18 protein-coding genes are annotated in these 22907 nt (G+C 64.5%); 1 reads left to right on the forward strand and 17 read right to left on the reverse strand.

All coding sequences use genetic code 11. From position 1 onward, the window contains the following. Positions 1-87: 87 nt before the first annotated feature. The 15 genes from ftsA to coq7 all read right to left on the reverse strand — a co-directional run bounded on the left by ftsA (position 88) and on the right by coq7 (position 17296). Positions 88-1320 carry a cell division protein FtsA gene (gene ftsA, locus L0U83_RS12210; RefSeq protein WP_042270315.1) on the reverse strand — a complete coding sequence of 411 codons (1233 nt, stop codon included), beginning with the start codon at positions 1318-1320 and terminating at the stop codon, positions 88-90. Between the two features lie 27 nt (positions 1321-1347). Further along, a complete protein-coding gene (locus L0U83_RS12215; protein ID WP_233882956.1) occupies positions 1348-2103 on the reverse strand; it encodes a cell division protein FtsQ/DivIB in 756 nt (251 codons plus the stop codon). A 60-nt stretch (positions 2104-2163) separates the two neighbouring features. Beyond that, entirely contained in the window at positions 2164-3117 is a 954-nt protein-coding gene (locus L0U83_RS12220) for a D-alanine--D-alanine ligase (RefSeq protein ID WP_201700640.1), read from the reverse strand. Between the two features lie 5 nt (positions 3118-3122). Continuing rightward, positions 3123-4517, reverse strand: coding sequence for a UDP-N-acetylmuramate--L-alanine ligase (gene murC, locus L0U83_RS12225; RefSeq protein ID WP_233882957.1), 1395 nt, complete (start codon positions 4515-4517; stop codon positions 3123-3125). Further along, on the reverse strand, positions 4514-5617 hold the full coding sequence (gene murG, locus L0U83_RS12230; protein WP_233882958.1) for an undecaprenyldiphospho-muramoylpentapeptide beta-N-acetylglucosaminyltransferase: 1104 nt from the start codon (positions 5615-5617) through the stop codon (positions 4514-4516). Before murG ends, murC begins: the two co-directional genes overlap by 4 nt. Continuing rightward, the gene (ftsW, locus tag L0U83_RS12235) at positions 5614-6879 is read right to left on the reverse strand and encodes a putative lipid II flippase FtsW (protein WP_233882959.1); all 1266 of its coding nucleotides are present in this window, start codon (positions 6877-6879) and stop codon (positions 5614-5616) included. The genes murG and ftsW overlap by 4 nt, the downstream gene beginning before the upstream one ends. Further along, on the reverse strand, positions 6876-8393 hold the full coding sequence (gene murD, locus L0U83_RS12240) for a UDP-N-acetylmuramoyl-L-alanine--D-glutamate ligase (protein WP_233882960.1): 1518 nt from the start codon (positions 8391-8393) through the stop codon (positions 6876-6878). The genes ftsW and murD overlap by 4 nt, the downstream gene beginning before the upstream one ends. 28 nt (positions 8394-8421) lie before the next feature. Then, positions 8422-9591 carry a phospho-N-acetylmuramoyl-pentapeptide-transferase gene (gene mraY, locus L0U83_RS12245; protein WP_028207787.1) on the reverse strand — a complete coding sequence of 390 codons (1170 nt, stop codon included), beginning with the start codon at positions 9589-9591 and terminating at the stop codon, positions 8422-8424. A gap of 20 nt (positions 9592-9611) precedes the next feature. Further along, positions 9612-11048 (reverse strand): UDP-N-acetylmuramoyl-tripeptide--D-alanyl-D-alanine ligase, encoded by a 1437-nt coding sequence (locus tag L0U83_RS12250; protein WP_233882961.1) that lies wholly within the window; start codon positions 11046-11048, stop codon positions 9612-9614. Continuing rightward, the gene (locus L0U83_RS12255) at positions 11045-12595 is read right to left on the reverse strand and encodes a UDP-N-acetylmuramoyl-L-alanyl-D-glutamate--2,6-diaminopimelate ligase (protein WP_233882962.1); all 1551 of its coding nucleotides are present in this window, start codon (positions 12593-12595) and stop codon (positions 11045-11047) included. Before L0U83_RS12255 ends, L0U83_RS12250 begins: the two co-directional genes overlap by 4 nt. Next, on the reverse strand, positions 12592-14487 hold the full coding sequence (locus L0U83_RS12260; protein WP_233882963.1) for a peptidoglycan D,D-transpeptidase FtsI family protein: 1896 nt from the start codon (positions 14485-14487) through the stop codon (positions 12592-12594). Before L0U83_RS12260 ends, L0U83_RS12255 begins: the two co-directional genes overlap by 4 nt. Further along, positions 14484-14840 (reverse strand): cell division protein FtsL, encoded by a 357-nt coding sequence (gene ftsL, locus L0U83_RS12265; protein ID WP_233882964.1) that lies wholly within the window; start codon positions 14838-14840, stop codon positions 14484-14486. The genes L0U83_RS12260 and ftsL overlap by 4 nt, the downstream gene beginning before the upstream one ends. Continuing rightward, positions 14837-15778, reverse strand: coding sequence for a 16S rRNA (cytosine(1402)-N(4))-methyltransferase RsmH (gene rsmH / locus L0U83_RS12270; protein ID WP_233882965.1), 942 nt, complete (start codon positions 15776-15778; stop codon positions 14837-14839). Before rsmH ends, ftsL begins: the two co-directional genes overlap by 4 nt. 28 nt (positions 15779-15806) lie before the next feature. Beyond that, entirely contained in the window at positions 15807-16235 is a 429-nt protein-coding gene (mraZ, locus tag L0U83_RS12275) for a division/cell wall cluster transcriptional repressor MraZ (protein WP_028207782.1), read from the reverse strand. A 398-nt stretch (positions 16236-16633) separates the two neighbouring features. Next, a complete protein-coding gene (gene coq7, locus L0U83_RS12280) occupies positions 16634-17296 on the reverse strand; it encodes a 2-polyprenyl-3-methyl-6-methoxy-1,4-benzoquinone monooxygenase (RefSeq protein WP_233882966.1) in 663 nt (220 codons plus the stop codon). A 308-nt stretch (positions 17297-17604) separates the two neighbouring features. Here coq7 and L0U83_RS12285 point away from each other — a divergent pair, with 308 nt between their 5' ends. Then, positions 17605-18798 (forward strand): porin, encoded by a 1194-nt coding sequence (locus L0U83_RS12285; protein ID WP_233882967.1) that lies wholly within the window; start codon positions 17605-17607, stop codon positions 18796-18798. Positions 18799-18960: 162 nt separating this feature from the next. On the opposite strand, the gene L0U83_RS12290 is transcribed toward L0U83_RS12285, so the two are convergent. Next, on the reverse strand, positions 18961-20634 hold the full coding sequence (locus L0U83_RS12290; protein ID WP_233882968.1) for a long-chain fatty acid--CoA ligase: 1674 nt from the start codon (positions 20632-20634) through the stop codon (positions 18961-18963). A gap of 147 nt (positions 20635-20781) precedes the next feature. Next, positions 20782-22860 carry a molybdopterin-containing oxidoreductase family protein gene (locus tag L0U83_RS12295; RefSeq protein ID WP_233882969.1) on the reverse strand — a complete coding sequence of 693 codons (2079 nt, stop codon included), beginning with the start codon at positions 22858-22860 and terminating at the stop codon, positions 20782-20784. Positions 22861-22907: the final 47 nt, after the last annotated feature.

Consider the following 22907-nt stretch of genomic DNA (forward strand, 5'->3'; position numbering starts at 1 on the left):
GGGCAACCTTCCACTGCGCGCTAGCCGCCGTCACCAGCGCGATTTTTCGAAGCTTGTACTTCGCCTTCTGTCCTGCGACTTCTGTTGCTAGAAGTTGCCGAGGAACCAGTCCTTCATGCGTGAAAAAACCTGGCCCATCGACCCCGACTGCACTGCAACCTTGCGCCCGCGCATGCGCTGCGAGCGTCCTTCGACGAGCAGGCCCATCGCCGTCGAGTAGCGCGGATTGCGCACCACATCGGCCAGACCGCCCGCGTATTCCGGCACGCCAATGCGCACCGGCTTCAGGAAAATGTCCTCGCCCAGTTCGACCATGCCGGGCATCATCGCGGCGCCGCCCGTGAGCACGACGCCCGAGCTCAGCAATTCTTCGTAGCCCGACTCGCGCACCACCTGCTGCACGAGCGAGAAAAGCTCTTCCACGCGCGGCTCGATCACGGCGGCGAGCGCCTGGCGCGACAACGTGCGCGGACCACGTTCGCCCAGACCCGGCACTTCGATCATCTCGTCCGGATCGGCGAGTGCCTGCTTCGCGATGCCGTAGCTCACCTTGATGTCTTCCGCGTCGGGCGTGGGCGTGCGCAGCGCCATGGCGATGTCGCTCGTCACCTGATCGCCCGCGATCGGAATCACCGCGGTATGGCGAATCGCGCCTTCGCTGAAGATCGCGATGTCAGTCGTGCCGCCGCCCACGTCGACGAGCACCACGCCCAGTTCCTTCTCGTCCTCGGTCAGCACCGCCAGCGACGAAGCGAGCGGTTGCAGGATGAGGTCGTTCACTTCGAGCCCGCAGCGGCGCACGCACTTCACGATGTTCTGCGCCGCGCTCACCGCGCCCGTCACGATATGCACCTTCACTTCCAGGCGAATGCCGCTCATGCCGATCGGCTCGCGCACATCCTCCTGGCCGTCGATGATGAATTCCTGCGTGAGGATATGCAGCACCTGCTGGTCGGTCGGGATGTTAATCGCCTTCGCCGTTTCGATCACACGCGCGACGTCTGCCTGCGTGACTTCCTTCTCCTTGATGGCGACCATGCCGCTCGAGTTGAAGCTGCGAATGTGGCTGCCCGCAATGCCGGTGAATACGTTAGTGATCTTGCAGTCGGCCATGAGTTCCGCTTCTTCGAGCGCTCGCTGGATAGACTGCACCGTGGCCTCGATGTTCACCACCACGCCTTTCTTGAGACCTTTCGATTCGCTCTGGCCGAGACCGATCACTTCGTAGTGGCCTTCGCCCTTTAGTTCGGCGACGACGGCCACCACCTTCGACGTCCCGATGTCGAGGCTGACCAGCAGATCCTTATAGTCTTTACTCATATCGTGCTCGTTGCGTGTGATGTCTTATTACTTCTTGCCCGGAGCGGGCGTGTCACTGATGAAACGCATACCGGCCGCCCTTATCGCAAACCCGTTCGGATAACGCAAGTCCGCGTATTCGATCTCTTTGCCCCAACGTTGCGTTACTGCCGACCATGCCGCGATGAGGCGGTGCGAACGCTCGCTCAACGTGTCGGCGTTGCGCTCACGGCCCAGCTCCACCTGCATGCCGTTCGAGAGCTTCACCGTCCACGCGTAGCGCGCCGAGAGCGTCACCTCGTCGGGCGTGAGCCCGAGCGGTGCGAACCACTTCTCCAGGTCCCGGTAGCGCGCGACCACTTCGGGCGCGGTGCCGTCGGGGCCATCGAACGCGGGCAATTCTTCGTCCAGCTCGCCCTGGTTCGCCGTGAACAGTTCGCCGTCCGTGCTCACGAGCTGATCGCTGCCCCACGTGCCCAGCGGCTTGTACTCTTCGAGCGTGACAGCCAGCGCGTTGGGCCACACGCGGCGCACGCTCGCGTGACGTACCCACGGCATCTGCTCGAATGCCGCGCGCGCCGTGTCGAGATCGACCGTGAAGAAGTTGCCCTTCAGCCGGCCGACCACGCTCGCGCGCACGGTGGGTGAGTTGATGTGCTCGGTGTCGCCCTCGATGCGGATCTCTCGCAGCGCGAAATTCGGGCGCTGCACGAGCCAGTAGCAGCCAGCCGCCAGAAGCGCGAGCGCGAGCAGCGCGTGCAACGCGTTGGCGGCAAAGTTGAGCTGGCGTACGTTATTCCACATTTCGAGATTGTCGGTTTAATCCAGGTTCGGCAATTCGTCGGTCAGCGATTCATTAGGGGTTCAATCTTTCAGCGTCAGCGCGAGCACGCGCACCACGAGGTCGCGATATTCGATGCCCACCGAGCGCGCTGCCTTCGGCGGCAGCGAGTGATCGGTCATGCCCGGCGCCGTGTTCACTTCGAGGAAATACGCGTTGCCCGCGCCGTCCATCATGAAATCGGCGCGGCCCCAGTCGGTGCAGCCGAGCACGTCGAACGCGCGGCGCGCGAGCTTCTTCAGCTCCGCTTCCTTCTCGGGCGCGACACCACAGGGAATCAGATACTGCGTCGTGTCGAGGATGTACTTCGCGTCGTAGTCGTAGAACTCGCCCGCCGGCACAATCTTGATGATCGGCAGATCGAGGTCGCCTGCGATGCACGCGGTGTACTCGCCGCCGCCTTCGATGCTCTTTTCCACCAGCACGATCTTGTCGAACTTCGCGGCTTCTTCCAGCGCCGGCACGAGTTCGGCTTCGGCCTTCACCTTGATCACGGCCACGCTCGAGCCTTCGCTCGCGGGCTTCACGAAGAGCGGCAGGCCGAGCTTCGCGACGATCTGCGGCGCGCGCGCCGCGTAGTCGTCGCCGCGCAGCACCGCTTCGAACGGCGGCGTGGGAATGCCGAGCTGCTGCCACACGAGCTTGCTGCGGAACTTGTCGAGCCCGAGCGCCGAGCCGAGCACGCCCGTACCCGTATAGCGGATGCCGTAGAAGTCGAGCGCACCCTGGATCTGGCCGTTTTCGCCATAGCCGCCATGCAGCGCGTTGAACGCGCGCACGAAACCTTCGTCCTTCAGCGCCGACAGCTCACGCACGGACGGGTCGAACGGATGCGCGTCGATGCCGGCACTCTGCAGCGCCTGCAGCACCAGCGTGCCCGACTTGAGCGATACCTCGCGCTCGGCGGACACGCCGCCGAACAGCACCGCCACCTTGCCGAACTGCTTCGGGTCGAACTTCGGATCGATACTGCTCATGTCACTCACGCCTTCTGTTCCTGGGCTGCGATCCGTCCCGGCACACCGCCGATCGAACCCGCGCCCATCGTAATCACCACATCGCCGTCGCGCACCACTGCCGCGAGCGCCTCCGGCACTTCATCCACGGTCTCGACGAACACCGGCTCGACCTTGCCTGCCACACGAATTGCGCGTGCGAGCGCGCGGCCATCCGCTGCGACGATCGGCGCTTCGCCGGCCGCATAAACATCGGTCAGCACGAGCGCATCGACGGTCGAGAGCACGCGCACGAAATCTTCGAAGCAGTCGCGCGTGCGCGTATAGCGGTGCGGCTGGAACGCCAGCACGAGACGGCGCTCGGGAAACGCGCCGCGCGCCGCTGCGATGGTCGCCGCCATTTCCACCGGGTGATGGCCATAGTCGTCGATCAACGTCCACGCGCCGCCGCCGTTGACGGGAATCTCGCCATAGCGCTGAAAACGACGGCCCACGCCGTTGAATTCTGCGAGCGCGCGTTGAATGTCGGCGTCCTTCACTTCGAGTTCGGTCGCGATCGCAATTGCGGCGAGCGCGTTCTGGACGTTGTGCGTGCCCGGCAAGTTCAGCACGATGTCGAGCGACGGCGCGTCTTCGCGCATCACCGTGAAGTACATCTTGCCTTCGCGCGCGACCACGTTCACCGCACGCACCTGCGCGTCGGACGCGAAGCCATAGCGGATGATCGGCTTCGAGACGAACGGCAGAATCTCCTTCACGTTCGGGTCGTCCACGCACAGCACGGCGATGCCATAGAACGGCAGGCGGTGCGTGAATTCGATGAACGCCTGCTTCAGGCGCGCGAAGTCGTGCCCGTAGGTGTCCATGTGATCGGCGTCGATGTTCGTAATGACTTCGATCACCGGGAAGAGGTTCAGGAACGATGCGTCGGATTCGTCGGCTTCCGCCACGATGAAGTCGCCCGTGCCGAGACGCGCGTTCGCGCCTGCGCTGATGAGCCGCCCGCCGATCACGAAGGTCGGATCGAGCCCGCCTGCCGCCAGCACGCTCGCCACGAGCGAAGTCGTAGTGGTCTTGCCGTGCGTGCCCGCGATCGCGATGCCCTGCTTCAGGCGCATCAGTTCCGCGAGCATCACGGCGCGCGGCACGATGGGAATGCGGCGATGGCGCGCCGCGAGCACTTCGGGGTTGTCGCTGCGCACCGCAGTCGAAACGACCACGGCATTTGCGCCTTCGATGTTCTCTTCGGCATGGCCGATCGCGATGCGCGCGCCGAGCGCGGCGAGTCGATCGGTGACCGCGTTCTTCGCGAGGTCCGAGCCGCTTACCTGATAGCCGAGATTGACGAGCACTTCGGCGATGCCGCTCATGCCCGCGCCGCCGATGCCGACGAAATGGATATGTTTGACGATGTGTTTCATTGCTTTCCTCCCGCTACTACGCCCGCCACGGCCGCGCAGATGCGCGCGACCTGATCGGCGGCGTCGGGTTTCGCGAGCGCGCGAGCGCGCCCGGCCATTTCCGCCAGCGATATTCTGGTCTGATGCCGCAACCAGTCGGCGAGTCCTTCCGCCGTCAGGTCACGCTGCTGGACCACGAACGCTGCGTCCTTGTCGGCAAGGAACGCGGCGTTGGTGGTCTGGTGGTCGTCCACGGCGTAGGGGAACGGCACGAAGCATGCCGCCACGCCCACGGCCGCGATCTCGGCCACCGTCATTGCGCCCGAACGGCAGATCACGAGGTCCGCGTTCCGGTAGGCGCTCGCCATGTCGTCGATGAACGGCACGAGTTGCACCGTGTCATTGAGTTCGAGTCCGGCGTCGAGATAGTTTTGCCGCAAGGCGTCGATATGCTTCGCACCCGCCTGATGCACGATGTGCGGACGCTCTTGCGGCGCAAGCAGCGACAGCGCGCGCGGCACCACTTCGTTGAGCGCCGTGGCGCCGAGACTCCCGCCCACCACGAGCACGCGCAGCGGACCGCTGCGCGTCGCGTAGCGCGCCGCCGGGGCGTCGACGTGTTCGAGTGCCTCGCGAATCGGGTTGCCGGTCCACTCGGCGTTCGGCAGCGCGCCCGGAAACGCGACGAGCACACGCTTGGCCAGCTTCGCGAGCACCTTGTTCGCGAGACCGGCGATCGAATTCTGCTCATGCAGCACGAGCGGACGGCCCGAAAGCGCGCTCATCACACCCGCCGGGAACGTGATGTAGCCGCCCATGCCGAGCACGACATCGGGCTTCACGCGGCGCAGCGCCGCGAGGCTCTGCATGCACGCGCGCAGCAGGTTCAGCGGCAGCATCAGCTTGGTCTTGATGCCCTTGCCGCGCACGCCACCAAAGCGCACGTATTCCATCGCGATGCCGTGCCTGGGCACGAGCGTCGCTTCCATGCCTGCGGGATTACCGAGCCACACCACGCGCCAGCCCCACTGCTCCATGCGATGCGCGACGGCGAGACCTGGGAACACGTGTCCCCCGGTGCCGCCGGCCATCACCATGAGCGTGCGCGTTGCTGCGGTCATACCTTGCCTCCGCGCATCAAGACCCGGTTCTCGTAGTCGACACGCAGCAGCAGGGCCACTGCGACGCAGTTCAGCAAGATGCCCGAGCCGCCGTAGCTGACGAGCGGCAGCGTGAGACCCTTGGTCGGCAAAAGACCGAGGTTCACACCCATGTTGATGAAGGCCTGCGCGCCGAACCACACGCCGAGCCCCTTGGCAACGAGGCCCGCGAACGTGCGGTCGAGCGCGAGCGCCTGACGGCCGATCTCGAACGCGCGGCGCACGATCCAGTAGAACAGCAGGATGACGACGAGCACGCCGACGAAACCGAGTTCCTCGCCGATCACGGCCAGGATGAAGTCGGTGTGTGCTTCCGGCAGATAGTTGAGCTTCTCGACGCTGCCGCCAAGACCCACGCCGAACCACTCGCCGCGACCAAATGCGATGAGCGAGTGCGTGAGCTGGTACGCCTTGCCCTGCGCGTAGCGGTCGTCCCACGGATCGAGGTACGCGAAGATCCGCTCGCGGCGCCACGGCGACGCCCACACGAGCAGAGTGAAGGTGCCAACGGCCGTGGCCACGAGGCCGCCGAACAGCTTGCCGTTCACGCCGCCAAGGAACAGCACGCCCATGGCGATCGCGGCGATCACCATGAATGCGCCCATGTCGGGCTCGAGCAGCAGCAGCGCGCCGACCACGCCCACGGCAAATGCCATCGGCAAGAAGCCCTTGGCGAAGCTGTGCATGTATTCCTGTTTGCGCACCGTGTAGTTCGCCGCGTAGATCGTCACGGCGAGCTTCATGATCTCCGACGGCTGCATATTCGTGACGCCGAGCGGAATCCAGCGCCGCGCGCCGTTCACGCCCTTGCCGATGTGCGGAATCAGCACGACCACCAGCATGGCGAGCGCAATGAGAAAGAGCTTCGGCGCGTAGCGGTCCCATGTGGAAACGGGAATGCGGAAGGCAATGAGCGCCGCAACCGTGGCAATCGCAAGCGAAACGATGTGGCGCACCAGAAACGCCCAATCGCGGTACGAGGCGTACTTGGGCGAATCGGGCATGGCGATGGACGCCGAGTAGACCATCACGACACCGAGGCCGAGCAGCGCAATCACGGCCCAAAGCAGCGAGTGGTCGTAGTCGAGCATGCGCGAGCGGCCGGGACGCACGCCGTTGACGACGCTCGCAAGACCGCCCGAGCGCGCGCCGCCGCCCGACGAGCCGCCGGCCTGACCGCCTTCGCGCGAGAGACGCGCACCGAATCGCTCGGACCAGCTCATATCATCGTCCCCCGTTCTGCGGCGATTTCTTCCACCGTGTCGTGGAACACGGCTGCGCGATGGGCGTAGCCCTTGAACATGTCGAAGCTCGCGCACGCAGGCGAGAGCAGCACGACGTCGCCCGGTTCCGCAAGCGCCGTCGCCGCGCGCGTGGCTTCTTCGAGCGTCGCGTGGTCGCTCATCGCGATACCGGTGTCTTCGAGCGCCGCGCGGATCTTCGGCGCGTCGCGGCCGATCAGCATCACGGCGCGGCACCAGCGTGCGACCGGCGCCGCGAGCGGATCGAAGTCCTGGCCCTTGCCGTCGCCGCCGGCGATCAGCACCGCGCGCTGCGCGAGGCCGTCGAGCGCCGCAACCGTCGCGCCGACGTTGGTGCCCTTGCTGTCGTCCACGTAGTCGATGCCGTCGATCGAAGCGATCAGCTCCACGCGATGCGGCTCGCCGCGATATTCGCGCAGGCCATGGAGCAGCGGCGCGGGAGCCAGGTCGATCGCGCGCGTGAGCGCGAATGCCGCGAGCGCGTTCGCCGCGTTATGCAGGCCGCGAATGCGCAGGGCGTCGGCGGGCATGAGGCGCTTCATGCCGAGATTCACCGGCGCAGCTTCCTGCTGCTTGCGGCGGCGCGGTGACACAGGCACATCAGCCGCGTCGAGATCGTGAGCCTGCACGAGCCACTGCATGCCGTTCTCGCGCAACAGACCCAGATCGCCGTCGTTCTCAGGCTCGTTCAGGCCGAAGGTCACGATCTTCGCGTCGCCACTCGCCTTCACGCTCGCGAGCGACATGACGCGCGCGTCGTCGCGGTTGAGCACACGCGTCGTGCGCGGCCCGAAGATGCGGCCCTTCGCGGCTGCATAGGCATCTAGGCCGCCGTGCCAGTCGAGGTGGTCCTGCGTGATGTTGAGGATCGCAGCGGCGTCCGGCTCGAACGTATGCGCCGTCTCCAGCTGGAAACTCGACAGCTCGAGCACCCAGACGTCGGGCAGCGCGGTGTTGTCGATGGCCTCGGCGAGTTTGTCGAGCATGGCCGGGCTGATGTTGCCCGCCACCGCCACGCGCTTGCCCGCGCGCTCGCAGAGCATGCCCGTCAAGCTCGTCGTGGTGGTCTTGCCGTTCGTGCCCGTGATAGCCAGCACCTTCGGTGCGTAGCCGCTCTCGCCGAGATGGCGCAGCGCCTGCGCGAAGAGTTCGAGTTCGCCCCACACTTCGATGCCGCGCTCGCGTGCCGCCGCGATCAGCGGCACGAGATCTTCGGCGAGCGGCGAGAGGCCCGGGCTGATCGCCACGAGTTCTACGCCGTCGAGCAGCGCCGTCGTGAACGGACCGCCTGCGAAATCGGCGTCGATGCCGCGCGCGGCGAGTTCCGGCAAGTTCGGCGGCGCTTCGCGCGTGTCGGCAATGCGCAGGCGGCAACCATGCCGCGCGCACCAGCGCGCCATCGCGAGACCCGATTCCCCGAGTCCCAGCACGAGCACCATCGGCTTTTGCCGATCCCGAAACTTCTCGCCAAACATCGCTTGCTTCCCTTGTTTCTTTAAAGGCTCAACGCAGCTTGAGCGTGGACAGACCGATCAGACACAGCATCAGCGTGATGACCCAGAAACGCACGACAACCTGTGTTTCTTTCCAGCCGGACAGCTCGAAATGGTGATGCAGCGGCGCCATCTTGAAGATGCGGCGCCCTTCGCCGTAACGCTTTTTCGTGTACTTGAACCAGGTGACCTGGAGCATCACGGAGAGCGTCTCCGCGACGAAGATGCCGCCCATGATGAAGAGCACGATTTCCTGACGCACGATCACCGCAATGGTTCCCAGTGCGCCGCCGAGCGCGAGCGCGCCCACGTCGCCCATGAACACCTGAGCCGGATACGTGTTGAACCAGAGAAACGCGAGCCCGGCCCCGCCCATTGCCGAACAGAAGATGAGCAGTTCGCCCGCGCCGGCAATGTGCGGAAAGAGCAGATACTTCGAATAGACCGAGCTGCCCATCACATAGGCGAACACGCCAAGCGACGCACCGACCAGCACGACGGGCATGATGACGAGACCGTCGAGGCCATCGGTGAGGTTCACGGCGTTGCTCGCGCCGACGATCACGAAGTACGTGAGCGCGATGAAGCCCCACACGCCGAGCGGATAGCTGATGGACTTGAGGAAGGGCAGCAGCAAGTCGGCGCGCGCGGGAAGACCCATCGACAAACCGCTACGCACCCACGCCATGAAGAGATCGAACACGCGCACGTTGCTCGCTTCGGACACGCTGAACGCGAGGTACACCGCGGCGAACAAACCGATCACCGACTGCCAGAAGTACTTCTCGCGCGACGACATGCCGCGCGGGTCCTTGTAGACGACCTTGCGATAGTCGTCGACCCAACCGATCGCGCCGAAGCCGAACGTGACGAGCATCACGATCCAGATGAAGCGGTTCGTGAGGTCGCCCCACAGCAAGGTGGAAACCGCGATGCCCAGCAGAATGAGCACGCCGCCCATGGTGGGCGTGCCGGACTTCACGAGGTGAGTTTGCGGGCCGTCCGTACGCACGGCCTGGCCGACCTTCATTGCGGTGAGCTTGCGGATCACCCAGGGGCCGAGAAAAAGCCCGATCGCCATCGCGGTGATGGTGGCCATCACCGCACGGAACGTCAGATAACTGAACACGCGCAAGAAGCTTGCGTCATTCTGCAGCCATTGCGCCAGCGCCAGTAGCATGCCTTGTATTCCTTAGTATTTCAGTGCGCACCGGACTTGCCGTCCGGTGCAGGGTTTTGCGAATTCGTGAGCGGGTTTGTCAAAGCCGCCACCACGCGCTCCATCTGCATGAAGCGTGAACCTTTCACGAGAATCGTTGCGCCAGCGCCGTAACCGCCGCCAGCCAGCGAGCGCACGAGTTCGCCCACGTCCGCCGAATGCAGCGCCTGCGCGCCGAACGCCGCTGCGCTATCACGCGCCGCGTCGCCGAGTGTGTAGAGCGCGTCGATGCCGCGTTCCTTCGCGTAAGCGCCCACCTCGCGGTGAAACGCGGGACCGTCGTCGCCGACTTCGCCCATGTCGCCCAGCACGAGCACGCGCGGCGACACGCGCGAAGCCAGCACGTCGATCGCCGCACGCACCGAATCGGGATTCGCGTTGTAGGTGTCGTCGATCACCGTTGCGCCTGCCAGTTCGCCGAGCGCCGCGCGCTTCACCTGCAAGCGGCCCTTCACCGGCTCGAACGCTTCCAGCCCGCGGCCAATCGCTTCGAGCGATACGCCCGACGCTATCGCTGCCGCCGTGGCCGCGAGCGCGTTGTGCGCGTTGTGTGCGCCCAGCACCTTCAGCTCCACTGCGAAGCGGCCTTCCGGCGTCGCGATCTCGAGACGGTTGCCACCCATTTCGCCAACGAGCTTGCCGGTGACGGCCGCTTCTACCGAGCTCGCCTCCGTATGCAGCGCGAAGTCGAGAATGCGCGAACCCGTTGCCGCCACGCGCCAGATGCTCGCGTAGGCATCGTCAGCGGGAAACACTGCGACGCCCGTGGGCTTGAGCGCATGGATCACGCTCGCATGCTCGAGTGCGACGGCTTCCACCGTCGCCATGAATTCCTGATGCTCGCGCTGCGCGTTGTTCACCACCGCGACCGTCGGCTCGGCGAATTTCGCGAGCAACTCCGTCTCGCCCGGGTGATTCATGCCGAGTTCGACTACCGCCAGCCGATGCGCGCCGTTCAAACGCAGCAACGTTAACGGCACGCCGATGTCGTTATTGAGGTTTCCGGTAGTCGCGAGACGCAAATTTTCACCAACGGCCGCCGCGAAGATCGACGCGATCATTTCCTTGACCGTCGTCTTGCCGTTGCTGCCCGTCACGGCGACGAGCGGCATCGAGAAGTGGCGGCGCCAGCCGAGTGCGAGCGCGCCGAGGGCCTTGCGCGTGTCGTCCACGCGCAGCGCGGGAATGCGCCAGTCGCCGGGGCTGCGCGAAACGAGCACAGCGCTCACGTGACGGTTCGCGACTTCGCCGAGAAAGTCGTGCGCGTCGAAGCGGTCGCCCTTGAGCGCGACGAAGAGATCGCCAGGGCCCGTGGTGCGGCTGTCGGTCGAAATGCGCTCGAACGTCGCGTTCTCGTCGCCGAGGACGCTCGCGCCGGGAATCAGCGCCGCTGCTTCGCGCAGGGAAAGCATCGTCATTCACCACCTCCGCGCCCGTGCGTGGCACGGGCGGCGAGTGCAAGCCGCGCGTGGTCCTGATCGGAGAACGCGCGCTTCTTGCCCATGATTTCCTGGGTCGCCTCGTGGCCCTTGCCGGCCAGCAAGACGACGTCTTCGCGCGCCGCGCCGCGCACCGCTTGCAGGATCGCGCTCGCGCGGTCCTCGATGCGGCGCGCCTTCGCGGCGTCGCGCATGCCTTGTGCGATCTGATCGATGATCGCGGCGGGCGATTCGCTGCGCGGGTTATCGCTCGTCACGACGACCTGATCGGCGAGGCGCTCCGCAATCGCGCCCATGAGCGGGCGCTTGGTCGCGTCGCGATCGCCGCCGCAGCCGAACATGCAGACGAGCTGGCCGCCGCGCGCGGCCGCCATCGGGCGCAGCGCTTCGAGCGTTTTTTCGAGCGCATCCGGCGTGTGCGCGTAATCGATCACAACGAGCGGCTCGTCGTGATCGGTGCGCCCGCCAAGACGCTCCATGCGGCCGTTCACCGGCTGCAGCTTCGAAATCTCGTTGAGCGCCGCGATGAGCGGCACATTCGCCGCAAGCAGCGCACCGAGCACGCCGAGCAGATTGCTCACGTTGAAGAGGCCGAGAACATGCGCCTCGACCTGCGCCTCGCCCCAATCCGACGTTTCCAGATGGAACGCCGTGCCCGTGGCGGTCGCTCGAACATCGTTCGCGCGCAGCCAGGCGTCGGCAACGGGTGCGTCGGCGGCGGGCGTCGCCACGCCGTATGCGATCGTGCGCACCTTGCCACGCGTAGTGGCGATCAGGCGGCGGCCCGCTGCGTCGTCGGCGTTGATGATCGCCGCGCGCAGACCCGGCCATGCGAACAGGCGTGCCTTCGCGGCTTCATACGCCTCGAACGTGTGGTGATAATCGAGATGGTCTTGCGTGAGATTCGTGAAGACGGCAATGTCGAACGAGGTGCCGTTGACGCGGCCCTGATGCAGCGCGTGCGAGGATACTTCCATCGCAATAACCTGTGCACTTTCGCTGCGCAATTGTGCGAGGCTGCGTTGCAGTTGCGGCGCATCGGGCGTCGTGAAGCCCGTATGCACGAGCTGGCCCGGAAAGCCCGAGCCCAGCGTGCCAACGATCGCGCACTTCTGGCCGATGGCCGTGAACGCCGAAGCGATCCACTGGCTGCACGACGTCTTGCCGTTCGTGCCCGTCACGCCGACCACGAGCATCGCGTCGCTCGGGTCGCCATACCAGCCGCTTGCTATTTCCCCCGCGAGCCCATCGAGTTGCGGCACAGCGAGCGCGATCGACGCGTCGAGCTTTTCGCCCGCATAGCCTTCCGGCTGATACAGCACGGCTGCGGCGCCGCGCTCGATGGCGTTGGCGATGTGCCCACGGTTGTCCGCGCCCTCGACGGCGTAAGCGAGAAACACGTCGCCCGGCTTGAGCGAGCGCGTGTCGGCGTGCAGGCCGGCTGCGGGCGCGACGTGCGCACGCAGCCATGCGAGCGCGTCCGCGATCTGCCGGTGCGCGGGATGCTGGGTGCGCGTGGCGCTCATCGGACGACTCCGGGTCGATTTTTCGCGTTGTCAGCGACGGTCATGTGACGCGCGGCTGCAGTGCTCTTGTTGACAGGTGCGTTCGCCACGCGCTTCACAGCCGTAGCCGGCGCGTTCGCAACGGCCGGGGCGGAAGCGCCGGCGGCGCTATTGTCTTCGACGACGAGTTGCTTCACCGGCATATCCGGCGGTACGTTGAGCGAGCGCAGCGTATCGCCGACGATGCCCGAGAACACCGGACCCGACACCGCGCCGCCGAAGTGGCTGCCGGCAGTCGGTTCGTCGACCGTGACGGCCACGACGATGCGCGGATTCGGCATCGGCGCCATGCCGACGAACGACGCGCGGTACTTCGAATGATCGTAGCCGTGCGGACCATGCTTGTACGCCGTACCGGACTTGCCGCCCACGCGGTAGCCGGGCACGGCGGCATCGGGCGAGGTGCCGTCTTTCGACACCACGCTCTCCAGCATCGTGCGCACTTCACGCGCCGTGGTCGGCGCGAACACCTGGGCGCCTTGCACCGGCTGCGTATCGCCAGCGTGGCGGAAGATCGTGACCGGCAGAATCTGGCCGTCGTGCGCGATCGCCGTGTACGCGCGCGCGAGCTGGAACAGCGAAACGGAGAGGCCGTAGCCGTAGGACATCGTCGCCTGCTCGATGCGGCGCCAGCTTTTCCACGGCCGCAGACGACCCGCCGCCGCGCCGGGGAACCCGACTTTCGGCGCCTGACCGAGACCGATGCTGGTGTACATGTCCCACATTTCTTCGGGCTTGAGCGTCATCGCGATCTTCGTCGCGCCGATATTGCTCGACTTCTGGATCACGCCACCGACCGTCAGGACGCCGAACGCCGCATCGTCGGTGATGGTCGCGCCGTCGAGCGTGAAGTGGCCCGGGCCCGTATCCACCAGTGTACTCGGCGAGACGCGGTGCAGATCCAGCGCGAGCGACACCGTGAACGGCTTCATGATCGAGCCCGGCTCGAACACGTCGGTGAGAATGCGGTTGCGCAACTGCTCGCCCGTGAGGTGCGAGCGGTCGTTCGGGTTGTAGGTCGGATAGTTCACGAGCGCGAGCACTTCGCCCGTGCGCACGTCCACCACCATCGCCGCGCCGGCTTTGGCCTTGAACTTCTCGACGGCGGCCTTCAGGTTCGAATACGCGATGTACTGGATCTTGCTGTCGATCGACAGTTCGACGTCCTTGCCATCGTGGGGCACGACCGTCTCGTCGACGTCCTCGACGATGTGGCCCATGCGGTCCTTGATGACGTGGCGAATGCCGGGCACGCCCGCGAGCACCTTCTGGTCGGACAGCTCGACGCCTTCCTGGCCTTCGTCCTCGACGTTGGTGAAGCCGATCAAGTGCGCGGTGACGTCGCCTTCCGGATAGAAGCGCTTGTACTCGTTGCGCTGATACACGCCCGGAATATCGAGCGCCGTCACCTTCTGCGCGACGTCGAGCGGCACCTGGCGCTTCACGTAGACGAACGTCTTGTCTTCGGAGAGCTTCGCGCGCAGCTCTTTCGTGTTCATGCCGAGCAGCGTGCCAAGCTGGTTGAGCTTGTCGGCGCCGAGATCGTCGGGCACGGCTTCGGGAATCGCCCAGATCGCGCGCACGGGCAGACTTGTGGCAAGCACCAGCCCGTTGCGGTCGAGAATCTTGCCGCGCGTGGCCGGCAACTCGATCGTGCGCTGGTAGCGGCTTTCGCCCTGCTTCTGATAGAACGCGTTGCCCGGGCCCTGGATCCAGAACGCTCGCGCGGCAAGCGCGACGAACGCCATGAACAGCAGGAACACGACGAGCTTCGAGCGCCACATCGGCAGGCGCACGGAGAGAATGGGATTGGCGCTAAAGGCGACGCTCTTGCGGCGATTGTCCTTTTTCATCGCGTGCCTCCGCGGCGGGCAGCCGTGGGCGCGGCGCCCTGCGGGGGCGCCGAGGTCGGCACGGGAGCGTCGACGGCGGTTGCGTTGCCGGGCGCGAGCGTCAGATATTGCGTGCGTCCGGTCGTGACGGCCTGCATCTTGAGCGAGTCGGTGGCGATCTGTTCGATGCGCGACGTTCTCGACAGCGCGCTCTGCTGATATTGAAGCTGTGCGTAGTCCTGCTGAAGCTGATGCTCCTGCGACTGCGCGCGTTGCAACTGGATGAAGATCTGACGCTGCTGATTGGTGGCGTTCACGACCGAGAGCGCGCACCCCATGACGACGATCAGCAGGAAGATGTTCAGACGATTCATGGCGTGACGCGCTCCGCGGTGCGCATCACGGCCGAGCGGGCGCGCGGGTTCGCGGCGACTTCCTCGTCGCTCGCGAACACGCGCCCAAGTAGCTTGAGCGGCGGGCTCGGCAGGTCGACGGCGCGGATCGGCAGGCGGCGGTCCACCGCCGGCGCGCTCGCGTGCGCCTGCATGAATCGCTTGACGATCCGGTCTTCGAGCGAATGAAAGCTGATGACCACCAGCCGCCCCCCCTGTTCCAGCAACGACAACGCTGCTTCTAGAACGACCTGCAGCTCCGCAAGCTCTTGATTGACGTGAATCCGTATAGCTTGAAAGGTGCGGGTTGCCGGGTCCTTACCCTTCTCACGGGTTTTGACGACGTTAGCCACGATTTGGGCAAGCTCGCCCGTGCTGTCGAGAGGCCCGAGACGGTCGGACTCTGCCCGGCGAGCAACAAGCGCCTTTGCAATCTGAAAAGCAAACCGTTCTTCCCCATAATCCCGAATTACCTCCGTCAGTTCCTGCACCGTGGCCCGAGCGAGCCAGTCAGCGGCGGACTCGCCGCGCGTCGGGTCCATCCGCATGTCGAGCGGGCCATCCGCGCGGAAACTGAAACCGCGCTGCGGATCGTCGAACTGCGGCGACGACACGCCAAGGTCCAGCAACACTCCCGACACACGCCCCACCCCGCGCGACGCGAGCTCGTCGCGCAGCGAAGCAAAACTCTCATGCACGATCGAAAACCGCGCGTCGCCAATGGTTTGCGCCGTGGCGATTGCAAGCGGGTCCTTGTCGAACGCGATCAGGCGCCCCGCCTCTGCCAGGCGCCCGAGGATCGCGCGACTGTGCCCGCCGCGGCCGAACGTGCCGTCCACATAGACGCCGTCCGCGCGCGTGACCAGCGCGTTCACCGCTTCGTCTAGCAGCACCGTGCGATGCTGCAGTCCCTGTCCCATCGCAGATGCCATAGCTTTTTAACCGCGATCAGAACGTGAAATTTTTCAGGGCGTCGGGCATGCCCTGGGCCATCGCCGCCTGTTCCTTGGCGGCGTAGGTCTGCGCATCCCACAACTCAAAATGACTACCCATGCCGAGCAGCATGACTTCCTTTTCCATTCCTGCCGCCAAACGCAATTCAGGTGAGACGAGCACGCGGCCCGCACTGTCGACATCGACGTCGGACGCATTACCGAGAAAAATGCGGCGCCACCAGTGCGCATCCATCGGCAAGGCGGCGACCTTCGAGCGGAACACTTCCCATTCGGGGCGCGGAAATAGCAACAGGCAGCCGTCCGGGTGCTTGGTGATCGTCACCCGTCCTTCTGCCTGTTGTTGCAGCGCTTCCCGATAGCGAGACGGAATCGACATCCGTCCTTTCGCATCGAGTGTCAGCGCCGACGCCCCCTGGAACAATTTGCTCCCCCTAATGCGGCGCTTTTCGCCGCCCGCCTAAATCTCGGAAAATCTACCTGAATACACGTCTGAAATCACACAAAAATACACTTTCTCACACTGTCTCCCACTTTAGAGGAACGCCCAACGAGGGTCAAGGGAGACCAGACGTTTTTTGACGAAATTTATCCGCTAGAACAAGGACTTAGCGGCACTTGTTGAAGTCGGGACAAAAGCCAAAAACCGTTATGAATGAACGAACTAACGCAGGTTCTGAAGGTGATACGTGAAAAGCGCGGCGATAAACGGCCTACGGCGGGATCGAGCGGGGGCTTGCGGGGATTAAAACCGGGGGCTGAAAGCTCTGAAAGATTAATACAGGCTTGCGCCGACAGCGATTGCCGGCCCAAGCCGCCTAATCAGATGTAATAGGCGGTGCGCGTCATGACTTTCGATGCTACACGCATGAGCGAACGCACCGGCAGCGGCAGTTCGACTCCGCCCAGATCGGTGGCCGATTTTGCGTGCGAGATTTCGTCGGCGCGCATCTGCTCGACGACCGCACGCGACTCGAGATCGGCGGGCGGCAGGCTGTCGAGATGGCTGTCGAGATGATGCTCGACCTGGCGCTCGGTTTCGGCCATGAAGCCGAGACTCACCTTGTCGCCGAGGCGCCCGGCGGCGAAGCCGATCGCGAGCGCGCCAGCGTACCAAAGCGGATTGAGCAGGCTCGGACGCGAGTCGAGCGCCTCAAGACGGCGAGAGGTCCACGCAAGGTGATCCTCTTCTTCGCGCGCGGCCTGCTCGAAGGCAGCCTTGAGCGACGGCGAGCGCGCAGAGATTTTTTGCGCCTGATACAGCGCCTGGGCACACACTTCGCCCACATGATTCACTCGCATGAGGCCAGCGGCATGCGTGCGCTCGGCGGCCGTGAGTTCACTGCCGGCTGGCACGGCATCGCCCTCGGGCGTCACTTCGATGGTAACGGGCGAAGGCTGCGGCATCGGACGCGTCATGCGCGACACGCCGGTGAGCGAGCGCAGGCCCCGGTCGAATTCGGTAATCAAGTCATCTAGCGTCATCCAGCCTCCCTTTCGTTTCATTGGCGAGCCGGATTTCTCTGCTCGCCCGGACTGCCCTTTCACCTCTACACAAACTCACGGAGATCCGTCAATCCGGGGCAGCGCCGATAGATAGCCGCATATTCTAGACCATGTTGTGTAAACGAAACAGGTACTTAGCGATGCCCTGGCTTTTCCTTTGTGACTATTAACCCTTTTGTTACATTACGTGGCAACTTCTCGCGAAGTTAGAAGGACGGGACCCCGCACGATAAAAAACTGGTCCCGTTAAAAGACGCAAAAGATTCGCAAACACTGGAGATCATTCAATGAAGAAGTCGCTTCTCGCGCTGGCTGCGCTGGGCGCGTTCGCGGGCGTTGCTCACGCTCAGAGCAGCGTCACGCTGTACGGCATCATCGACGAAGGTTTCAACATCAATACGAATTCGGGTGGCAAGCACCTGTACAACCTGTCGAGTGGCGTGATGCAAGGCAGCCGTTTCGGCCTGCGCGGCGCTGAAGACCTCGGCGGCGGCCTGAAGGCAGTCTTCGTGCTCGAAAACGGCTTCGACGTGAACACCGGCAAGCTCGGCCAGGGCGGCCTGATGTTCGGTCGTCAAGCGTATGTCGGCCTCTCGAGCGCACAGTTCGGCACGGTCACGATGGGTCGCCAGTACGACTCCGTCGTCGACTACGTCGGTCCGTTCGAAGCAGGCGACCAGTGGGGCGGCTACATCGCCGCTCACCCGCAAGATCTGGACAACTTCAACAACGCCTTCCGTACGAACAACACGGTCAAGTTCACGAGCGCGAACTACGCTGGCCTGACGTTCGGCGGCACGTACAGCTTCGGTGGCCAGGCAGGCAACTTCACGCAGAACCAGATCTGGTCGCTGGGTGCTGGCTATAGCAACGGCCCGCTCTCTCTCGGCGTTGGTTACCTGAATGCACGCACGCCGAACAACTTCGGCGGCCTGTTCAACAACGGCTCGGCCACCTCGCCGATCTCGAATTCCGCGACCTCGAGCAACCCCGTGTTCGGTGGCTTCACGACGGCCAACACGTATCAGTCCATCGGTGTTGGCGGTGCATACACGTTCGGCGCAGCCACGTTCGGCCTGACGTATTCGAATGTCAGCTTCCGCGACCTGGGTACGGTTGCCGGCACGGCTCCGTCGCTTTATCAGCGCGGTTCGAACGCCACGTTCAACAACGTCGAAGCGAACTTCAAGTACCAGTTCACGCCGGCATTGCTGGCAGGCTTCGCATTCGACTACACGGACGGCAGCAGCGTCACGCTGGCGAACGGTTCGAGCCAGAGCGGTTCGAAGTACTACCAGTACGCACTCGGCACGGACTACTTCCTGTCGAAGCGCACGGACGTCTACCTGATCGGCGTGTACCAGCACGCTTCGGGTACGGACTCGCTCGGCCAGTCGGCTGTCGCGTCGATCAACGGCCTGACGCCGTCGAGCACGAACAACGTGTTCACGGCTCGCGTTGGTATCCGTCACAAGTTCTAATAAGAACAGTTGCTGTAATCTCGAAGGCGCCTCCGGGCGCCTTTTTTCTTTGGCGTGACGCCTTGTTTCGCGAAGGTGCGCAGGGTCAAAAAAAAACGGCCTGCCCTCGATGGGCAGGCCGTTCTTCACTTGCTTCTCGCTTTTCGCTTCGTTCCTGCGCTTTCAGGCGCGACCGTCGCGCAGCTCGCGGCGCAGGATCTTGCCTACGTTGCTCTTGGGCAGATCGTTGCGGAATTCGATGATCTTCGGCCGCTTGTAGCCAGTGAGCTGCGTCTTGCAGTACTCGAACACGTCCTTGTCGGTGAGCGCCGGGTCCTTCTTGACGATATAGAGCTTCACCGCCTCTCCCGAGTTCTGGTCCGGCACGCCCACTGCCGCCACTTCGAACACGCCCGGCAGCTTCGCCACGACGTCCTCGACTTCATTCGGATAGACATTGAAGCCCGAGACCAGAATCATGTCCTTCTTGCGGTCGACGAGCTTGATGTAGCCGCGCGCATTCATGAGGCCGACGTCGCCCGACTTGAAGTAGCCGTCGGGCGTCATGACCTTCGCCGTTTCTTCCGGACGCTGCCAGTAGCCCGCCATCACCTGCGGCCCGCGGATGCAGATTTCACCGGCCTCGCCAATCGGCAGCTCGTTGCCGGCGTCGTCGCGGATCGAGATTTCAGTGGATGGCAAAGGCAGACCGATCGTGCCGGTGTATTCCGTTGCAGTGACCGGATTGCAGGTCACGCTGGGTGAGGTTTCCGAGAGCCCGTAGCCTTCGACGATCGGCGTATGCGTGCGCTCGTACCAGCGCTTGGCCACGGCTTCCTGCACGGCCATGCCGCCGCCATTTGCAACGAGCAGGTGCGTGAAGTCCAGATTGCCGAATTCCGGATGGTTGAGCATCGCGTTGTAGAGCGTGTTGACCGCGGGGAAACACGTGATCGAGTAGCCGTGCAGCTCCTTGATCATGCCGCCGATATCGCGCGGATTCGGAATCAGGATCGCGAGACCACCGGTGCGCAGCGTCAGCAGCCCGCAAACGGTCAGCGCGAACACGTGATAAAGCGGCAGCGCCGCAACCGTCACCGGCTGCGTACCGGATGGCAGTTTCGCAAGCGCGGGCTCGGTCCATGCCGCCGACTGCAGCACGTTGGCGACCAGATTGCCATGCAGCAGCGTAGCGCCCTTGGCCACACCGGTCGTGCCGCCTGTGTACTGAAGGAAGGCGACGTCCTCGGGCGTCTGCTCGACGCGCTTGAACCCTTTACGTGCACCTTCGGCGAGCGCGTCGTTGAAGCGCACGTGGCCGGGCAGGTTCCAGGCGGGAACCATCTTCTTCACGCGCCGCACGACGAAGTTGACGACGAAGCCCTTCGCGCCAAGGAGATCGCCCATCGCCGCGACCAGCACGTGCTTCACACGCGTATTGGCGACGACCGCGCTCAGGGTTCCGGCGAAATTCTCGAGGACGACGATCGCCTCGGCACCGCTGTCCTTCAACTGGTGTTCGAGTTCGCGTGGCGTGTAGAGCGGGTTCACGTTGACGACGACATAGCCCGCGCGCAGCACTGCGGCCAGCGCGACCGGGTACTGCAGCACGTTGGGCATCATGAGCGCGATGCGCGCGCCACGTGCAATGCCGCGCGACTGGAACCACGCGGCCAGACGCTGGGAGAGTTGGTCCAGCTCACCGTAGGTGATCGTCTTGCCCATGCACGCGAAGGCGGGCTTCGCACGGAATTCGCTGAAGCTCTCCTCGAGCAACGCAGTGATGGACGCGTAACGGCTTGCGTCGATTTCAGCGGGAACGCCGGGCGGGTACGATTTCAGCCAGACTTTTTCCATGCAGCGTCTCCTCCTTGTTTTTTCGAATGGTCGTGCTAAAAAAACGATCGTAGCATGGCGACCCAGCTTTTATGTCAGCAAATCAGCGGGTTAGAAAGGCCCCTCGAACGCCCATTGCGGGCCCGGTAGCTGTGTCGTGAGGCACTTTCAGGCGCGCTTGACCTCGACGAGGCAATCGTAGAAAGTCGCCGAGCCGCCGAGGTCGGTGAGCGCCTGGCTCGTCACTTCGTTGGCGTTGCGGCCGTCCGGCGCCAGCTTCTTCCACCAGATCGACAGGCCCACCACGAGGCCGATGCGAGCCCGGTCGGTCACACGTGCCCGCGCGCGCATCGAGCCGCGGTCGTTGAACACGCGAACCTCGTCGCCGTCGGTAATCTCGCGGCGGGCGGCGTCGGCCGGATGGAGGTCCACGTGCGGCTCGCCTTCGGTTGCGCGCAGGCTCTCCACGTTCACGAAGGTGCTGTTCAGAAAGTTGCGAGCGGGCGGCGAGATCATCGCGAGCGGATAGCGCGCGGCGAGCTCGGGCGCGCCGTCCGCCGACTCGTGCGGCGGCAGGTAATCGGGCAGCGGATCGAGCCCGGCCTTCGCAAGCGCCTCGCTATGGAACTCGCATTTGCCCGTGGGCGTGCGAAAACCGCCGCTCGCGAACGGCGCTTCGGGAATGTTCAGCTTCAACCAGCCTTCGCGCTTGAGCGCCGCCCAATCGGCGCCGCCTAGCGCGGGATCGCTCCAGTCGAATGCGTGGGCCGCCACGTCCTCGTCGCTTTCGAACAGCGCCGGCTCGGTCAGGCCCATCGCGCGCGCAATGGAACGGAAAATCTCGGTATTCGGCCGCGCCTCGCCAACGGGCGCGATGGCGGGCAGGTTCGCCATGACGTGCGTATGGCCGTAGGACTTGTGGACATCGAGATGTTCGAGCTGGGTCGTGGCAGGCAGCAGCAGGTCAGCGTAATCGGCGGTGTCGGTCTGGAACTGCTCGAGCACGACAGTAAAGAGGTCCTCGCGCGCAAAGCCGGCAGCGACCCTCGCCGACTCGGGCGCAACCGCGACCGGGTTCGAGTTGTAGACGACGATCGCTTCAACCTTCGGCCCGAATGCGGCGTCGCCTGCGTGCGTGAGCGCGTCGCCAATCTGGTTCATGTTGATGATGCGCGGCTGATGCTGCGGCCAACCCGGAATCAGATCTGGACGTTGGAGGGCGTTCGAATCGACGGGCGCCCAGCCCGACGACGAAAGCAGCACGCCGCCCGCGCGCTCGCGCCACGCGCCAGTCAACGCGGGCAGGCAGGCGATGGCACGCACGGCGTTGCCGCCGCCGCGCACGCGTTGCAGGCCATAGTTCATGCGGATTGCCGCCTTGCGCGTCGATGCATAGAGGCGCGCGAGATCGACGACGACCTGCTCCTCGATGCCGCAGATCTCGGCGACGCGCGCCGGCGTGTAGGTCAGTGCACGCGCCTTCAGCGCGTCGAAGCCGTGTGTATGGGCCGCAATGTAGGCGTGGTCGAGCCGGTTCTCGGTGATCAGAACGTGCATCATGCCGAGTGCGAGCGCGCCGTCTGTGCCGGGCTTGAGCGCAATGTGCTGATGGCACTTCTCGGCCGTCAGCGAGCGATACGGGTCGATCGCGATCAGCTTTGCCCCGTTGCGCTTCGCTTCTTGCACGCGGGTCCAGAAGTGCAGGTTCGAGGCGATCGGGTTGGCTCCCCAGATCAGGATCACTTCGCTTTCTGCGAAATACTCCGTGAGCATGCCGAGGCTCGAGCCGAACGTATAACGCAGGCCGGCGGCACCCGCCGCCGCGCAGATCGCTCTATCGAGACGCGACGCGCCGAGCTTGTGAAAGAAGCGCTGTGCAATGCTATCGCCCTGAACGAGTCCCATCGTGCCGGCATAGCTGTACGGCAAGATCGCTTCGGGCGCGCGCTGCGCGATTTCGCCGAGGCGTTCAGCGGCGATCCGGTTTGCCTCGTCCCAGCTGATCGGCTCGAAACGCCCTTCCCCCTTGCGCCCGACCCGCTTCATCGGCTGCGTCAAACGCTTCGGGTGATGGACTCGCTCGGCATAGCGCGTCACTTTCGTGCACAGGACACCCTGGGTGGGCGGATGCTCGGGGTCGCCGCTCACCTTGATCGCCCGGCCGTTTTCGACGGTTACGCGCATCGCGCAGGTATCGGGACAATCGTGCGGGCAAACTGCACGGGCAAATTCGGCTGGGGCGTTCATCGGAAATCCGTGGGTGAGGCGTTCTGTCGTAAGTACGATTTTATTAT

It is taken from the genome of Paraburkholderia flagellata, from assembly GCF_021390645.1.
Lineage (GTDB): Bacteria > Pseudomonadota > Gammaproteobacteria > Burkholderiales > Burkholderiaceae > Paraburkholderia > Paraburkholderia flagellata.

What these genes read in the sequence shown, in the direction of transcription:
- ftsA (WP_042270315.1), bottom strand. Translation starts at nt 1,320, where the DNA reads ATGAGTAAAGACTATAAGGATCTGCTGGTCAGCCTCGACATCGGGACG.
- L0U83_RS12215 (WP_233882956.1), bottom strand. Translation starts at nt 2,103, where the DNA reads ATGTGGAATAACGTACGCCAGCTCAACTTTGCCGCCAACGCGTTGCAC.
- L0U83_RS12220 (WP_201700640.1), bottom strand. Translation starts at nt 3,117, where the DNA reads ATGAGCAGTATCGATCCGAAGTTCGACCCGAAGCAGTTCGGCAAGGTG.
- murC (WP_233882957.1), bottom strand. Translation starts at nt 4,517, where the DNA reads ATGAAACACATCGTCAAACATATCCATTTCGTCGGCATCGGCGGCGCG.
- murG (WP_233882958.1), bottom strand. Translation starts at nt 5,617, where the DNA reads ATGACCGCAGCAACGCGCACGCTCATGGTGATGGCCGGCGGCACCGGG.
- ftsW (WP_233882959.1), bottom strand. Translation starts at nt 6,879, where the DNA reads ATGAGCTGGTCCGAGCGATTCGGTGCGCGTCTCTCGCGCGAAGGCGGT.
- murD (WP_233882960.1), bottom strand. Translation starts at nt 8,393, where the DNA reads ATGTTTGGCGAGAAGTTTCGGGATCGGCAAAAGCCGATGGTGCTCGTG.
- mraY (WP_028207787.1), bottom strand. Translation starts at nt 9,591, where the DNA reads ATGCTACTGGCGCTGGCGCAATGGCTGCAGAATGACGCAAGCTTCTTG.
- L0U83_RS12250 (WP_233882961.1), bottom strand. Translation starts at nt 11,048, where the DNA reads ATGACGATGCTTTCCCTGCGCGAAGCAGCGGCGCTGATTCCCGGCGCG.
- L0U83_RS12255 (WP_233882962.1), bottom strand. Translation starts at nt 12,595, where the DNA reads ATGAGCGCCACGCGCACCCAGCATCCCGCGCACCGGCAGATCGCGGAC.
- L0U83_RS12260 (WP_233882963.1), bottom strand. Translation starts at nt 14,487, where the DNA reads ATGAAAAAGGACAATCGCCGCAAGAGCGTCGCCTTTAGCGCCAATCCC.
- ftsL (WP_233882964.1), bottom strand. Translation starts at nt 14,840, where the DNA reads ATGAATCGTCTGAACATCTTCCTGCTGATCGTCGTCATGGGGTGCGCG.
- rsmH (WP_233882965.1), bottom strand. Translation starts at nt 15,778, where the DNA reads ATGGGACAGGGACTGCAGCATCGCACGGTGCTGCTAGACGAAGCGGTG.
- coq7 (WP_233882966.1), bottom strand. Translation starts at nt 17,296, where the DNA reads ATGACGCTAGATGACTTGATTACCGAATTCGACCGGGGCCTGCGCTCG.
- L0U83_RS12285 (WP_233882967.1), top strand. Translation starts at nt 17,605, where the DNA reads ATGAAGAAGTCGCTTCTCGCGCTGGCTGCGCTGGGCGCGTTCGCGGGC.
- L0U83_RS12290 (WP_233882968.1), bottom strand. Translation starts at nt 20,634, where the DNA reads ATGGAAAAAGTCTGGCTGAAATCGTACCCGCCCGGCGTTCCCGCTGAA.
- L0U83_RS12295 (WP_233882969.1), bottom strand. Translation starts at nt 22,860, where the DNA reads ATGAACGCCCCAGCCGAATTTGCCCGTGCAGTTTGCCCGCACGATTGT.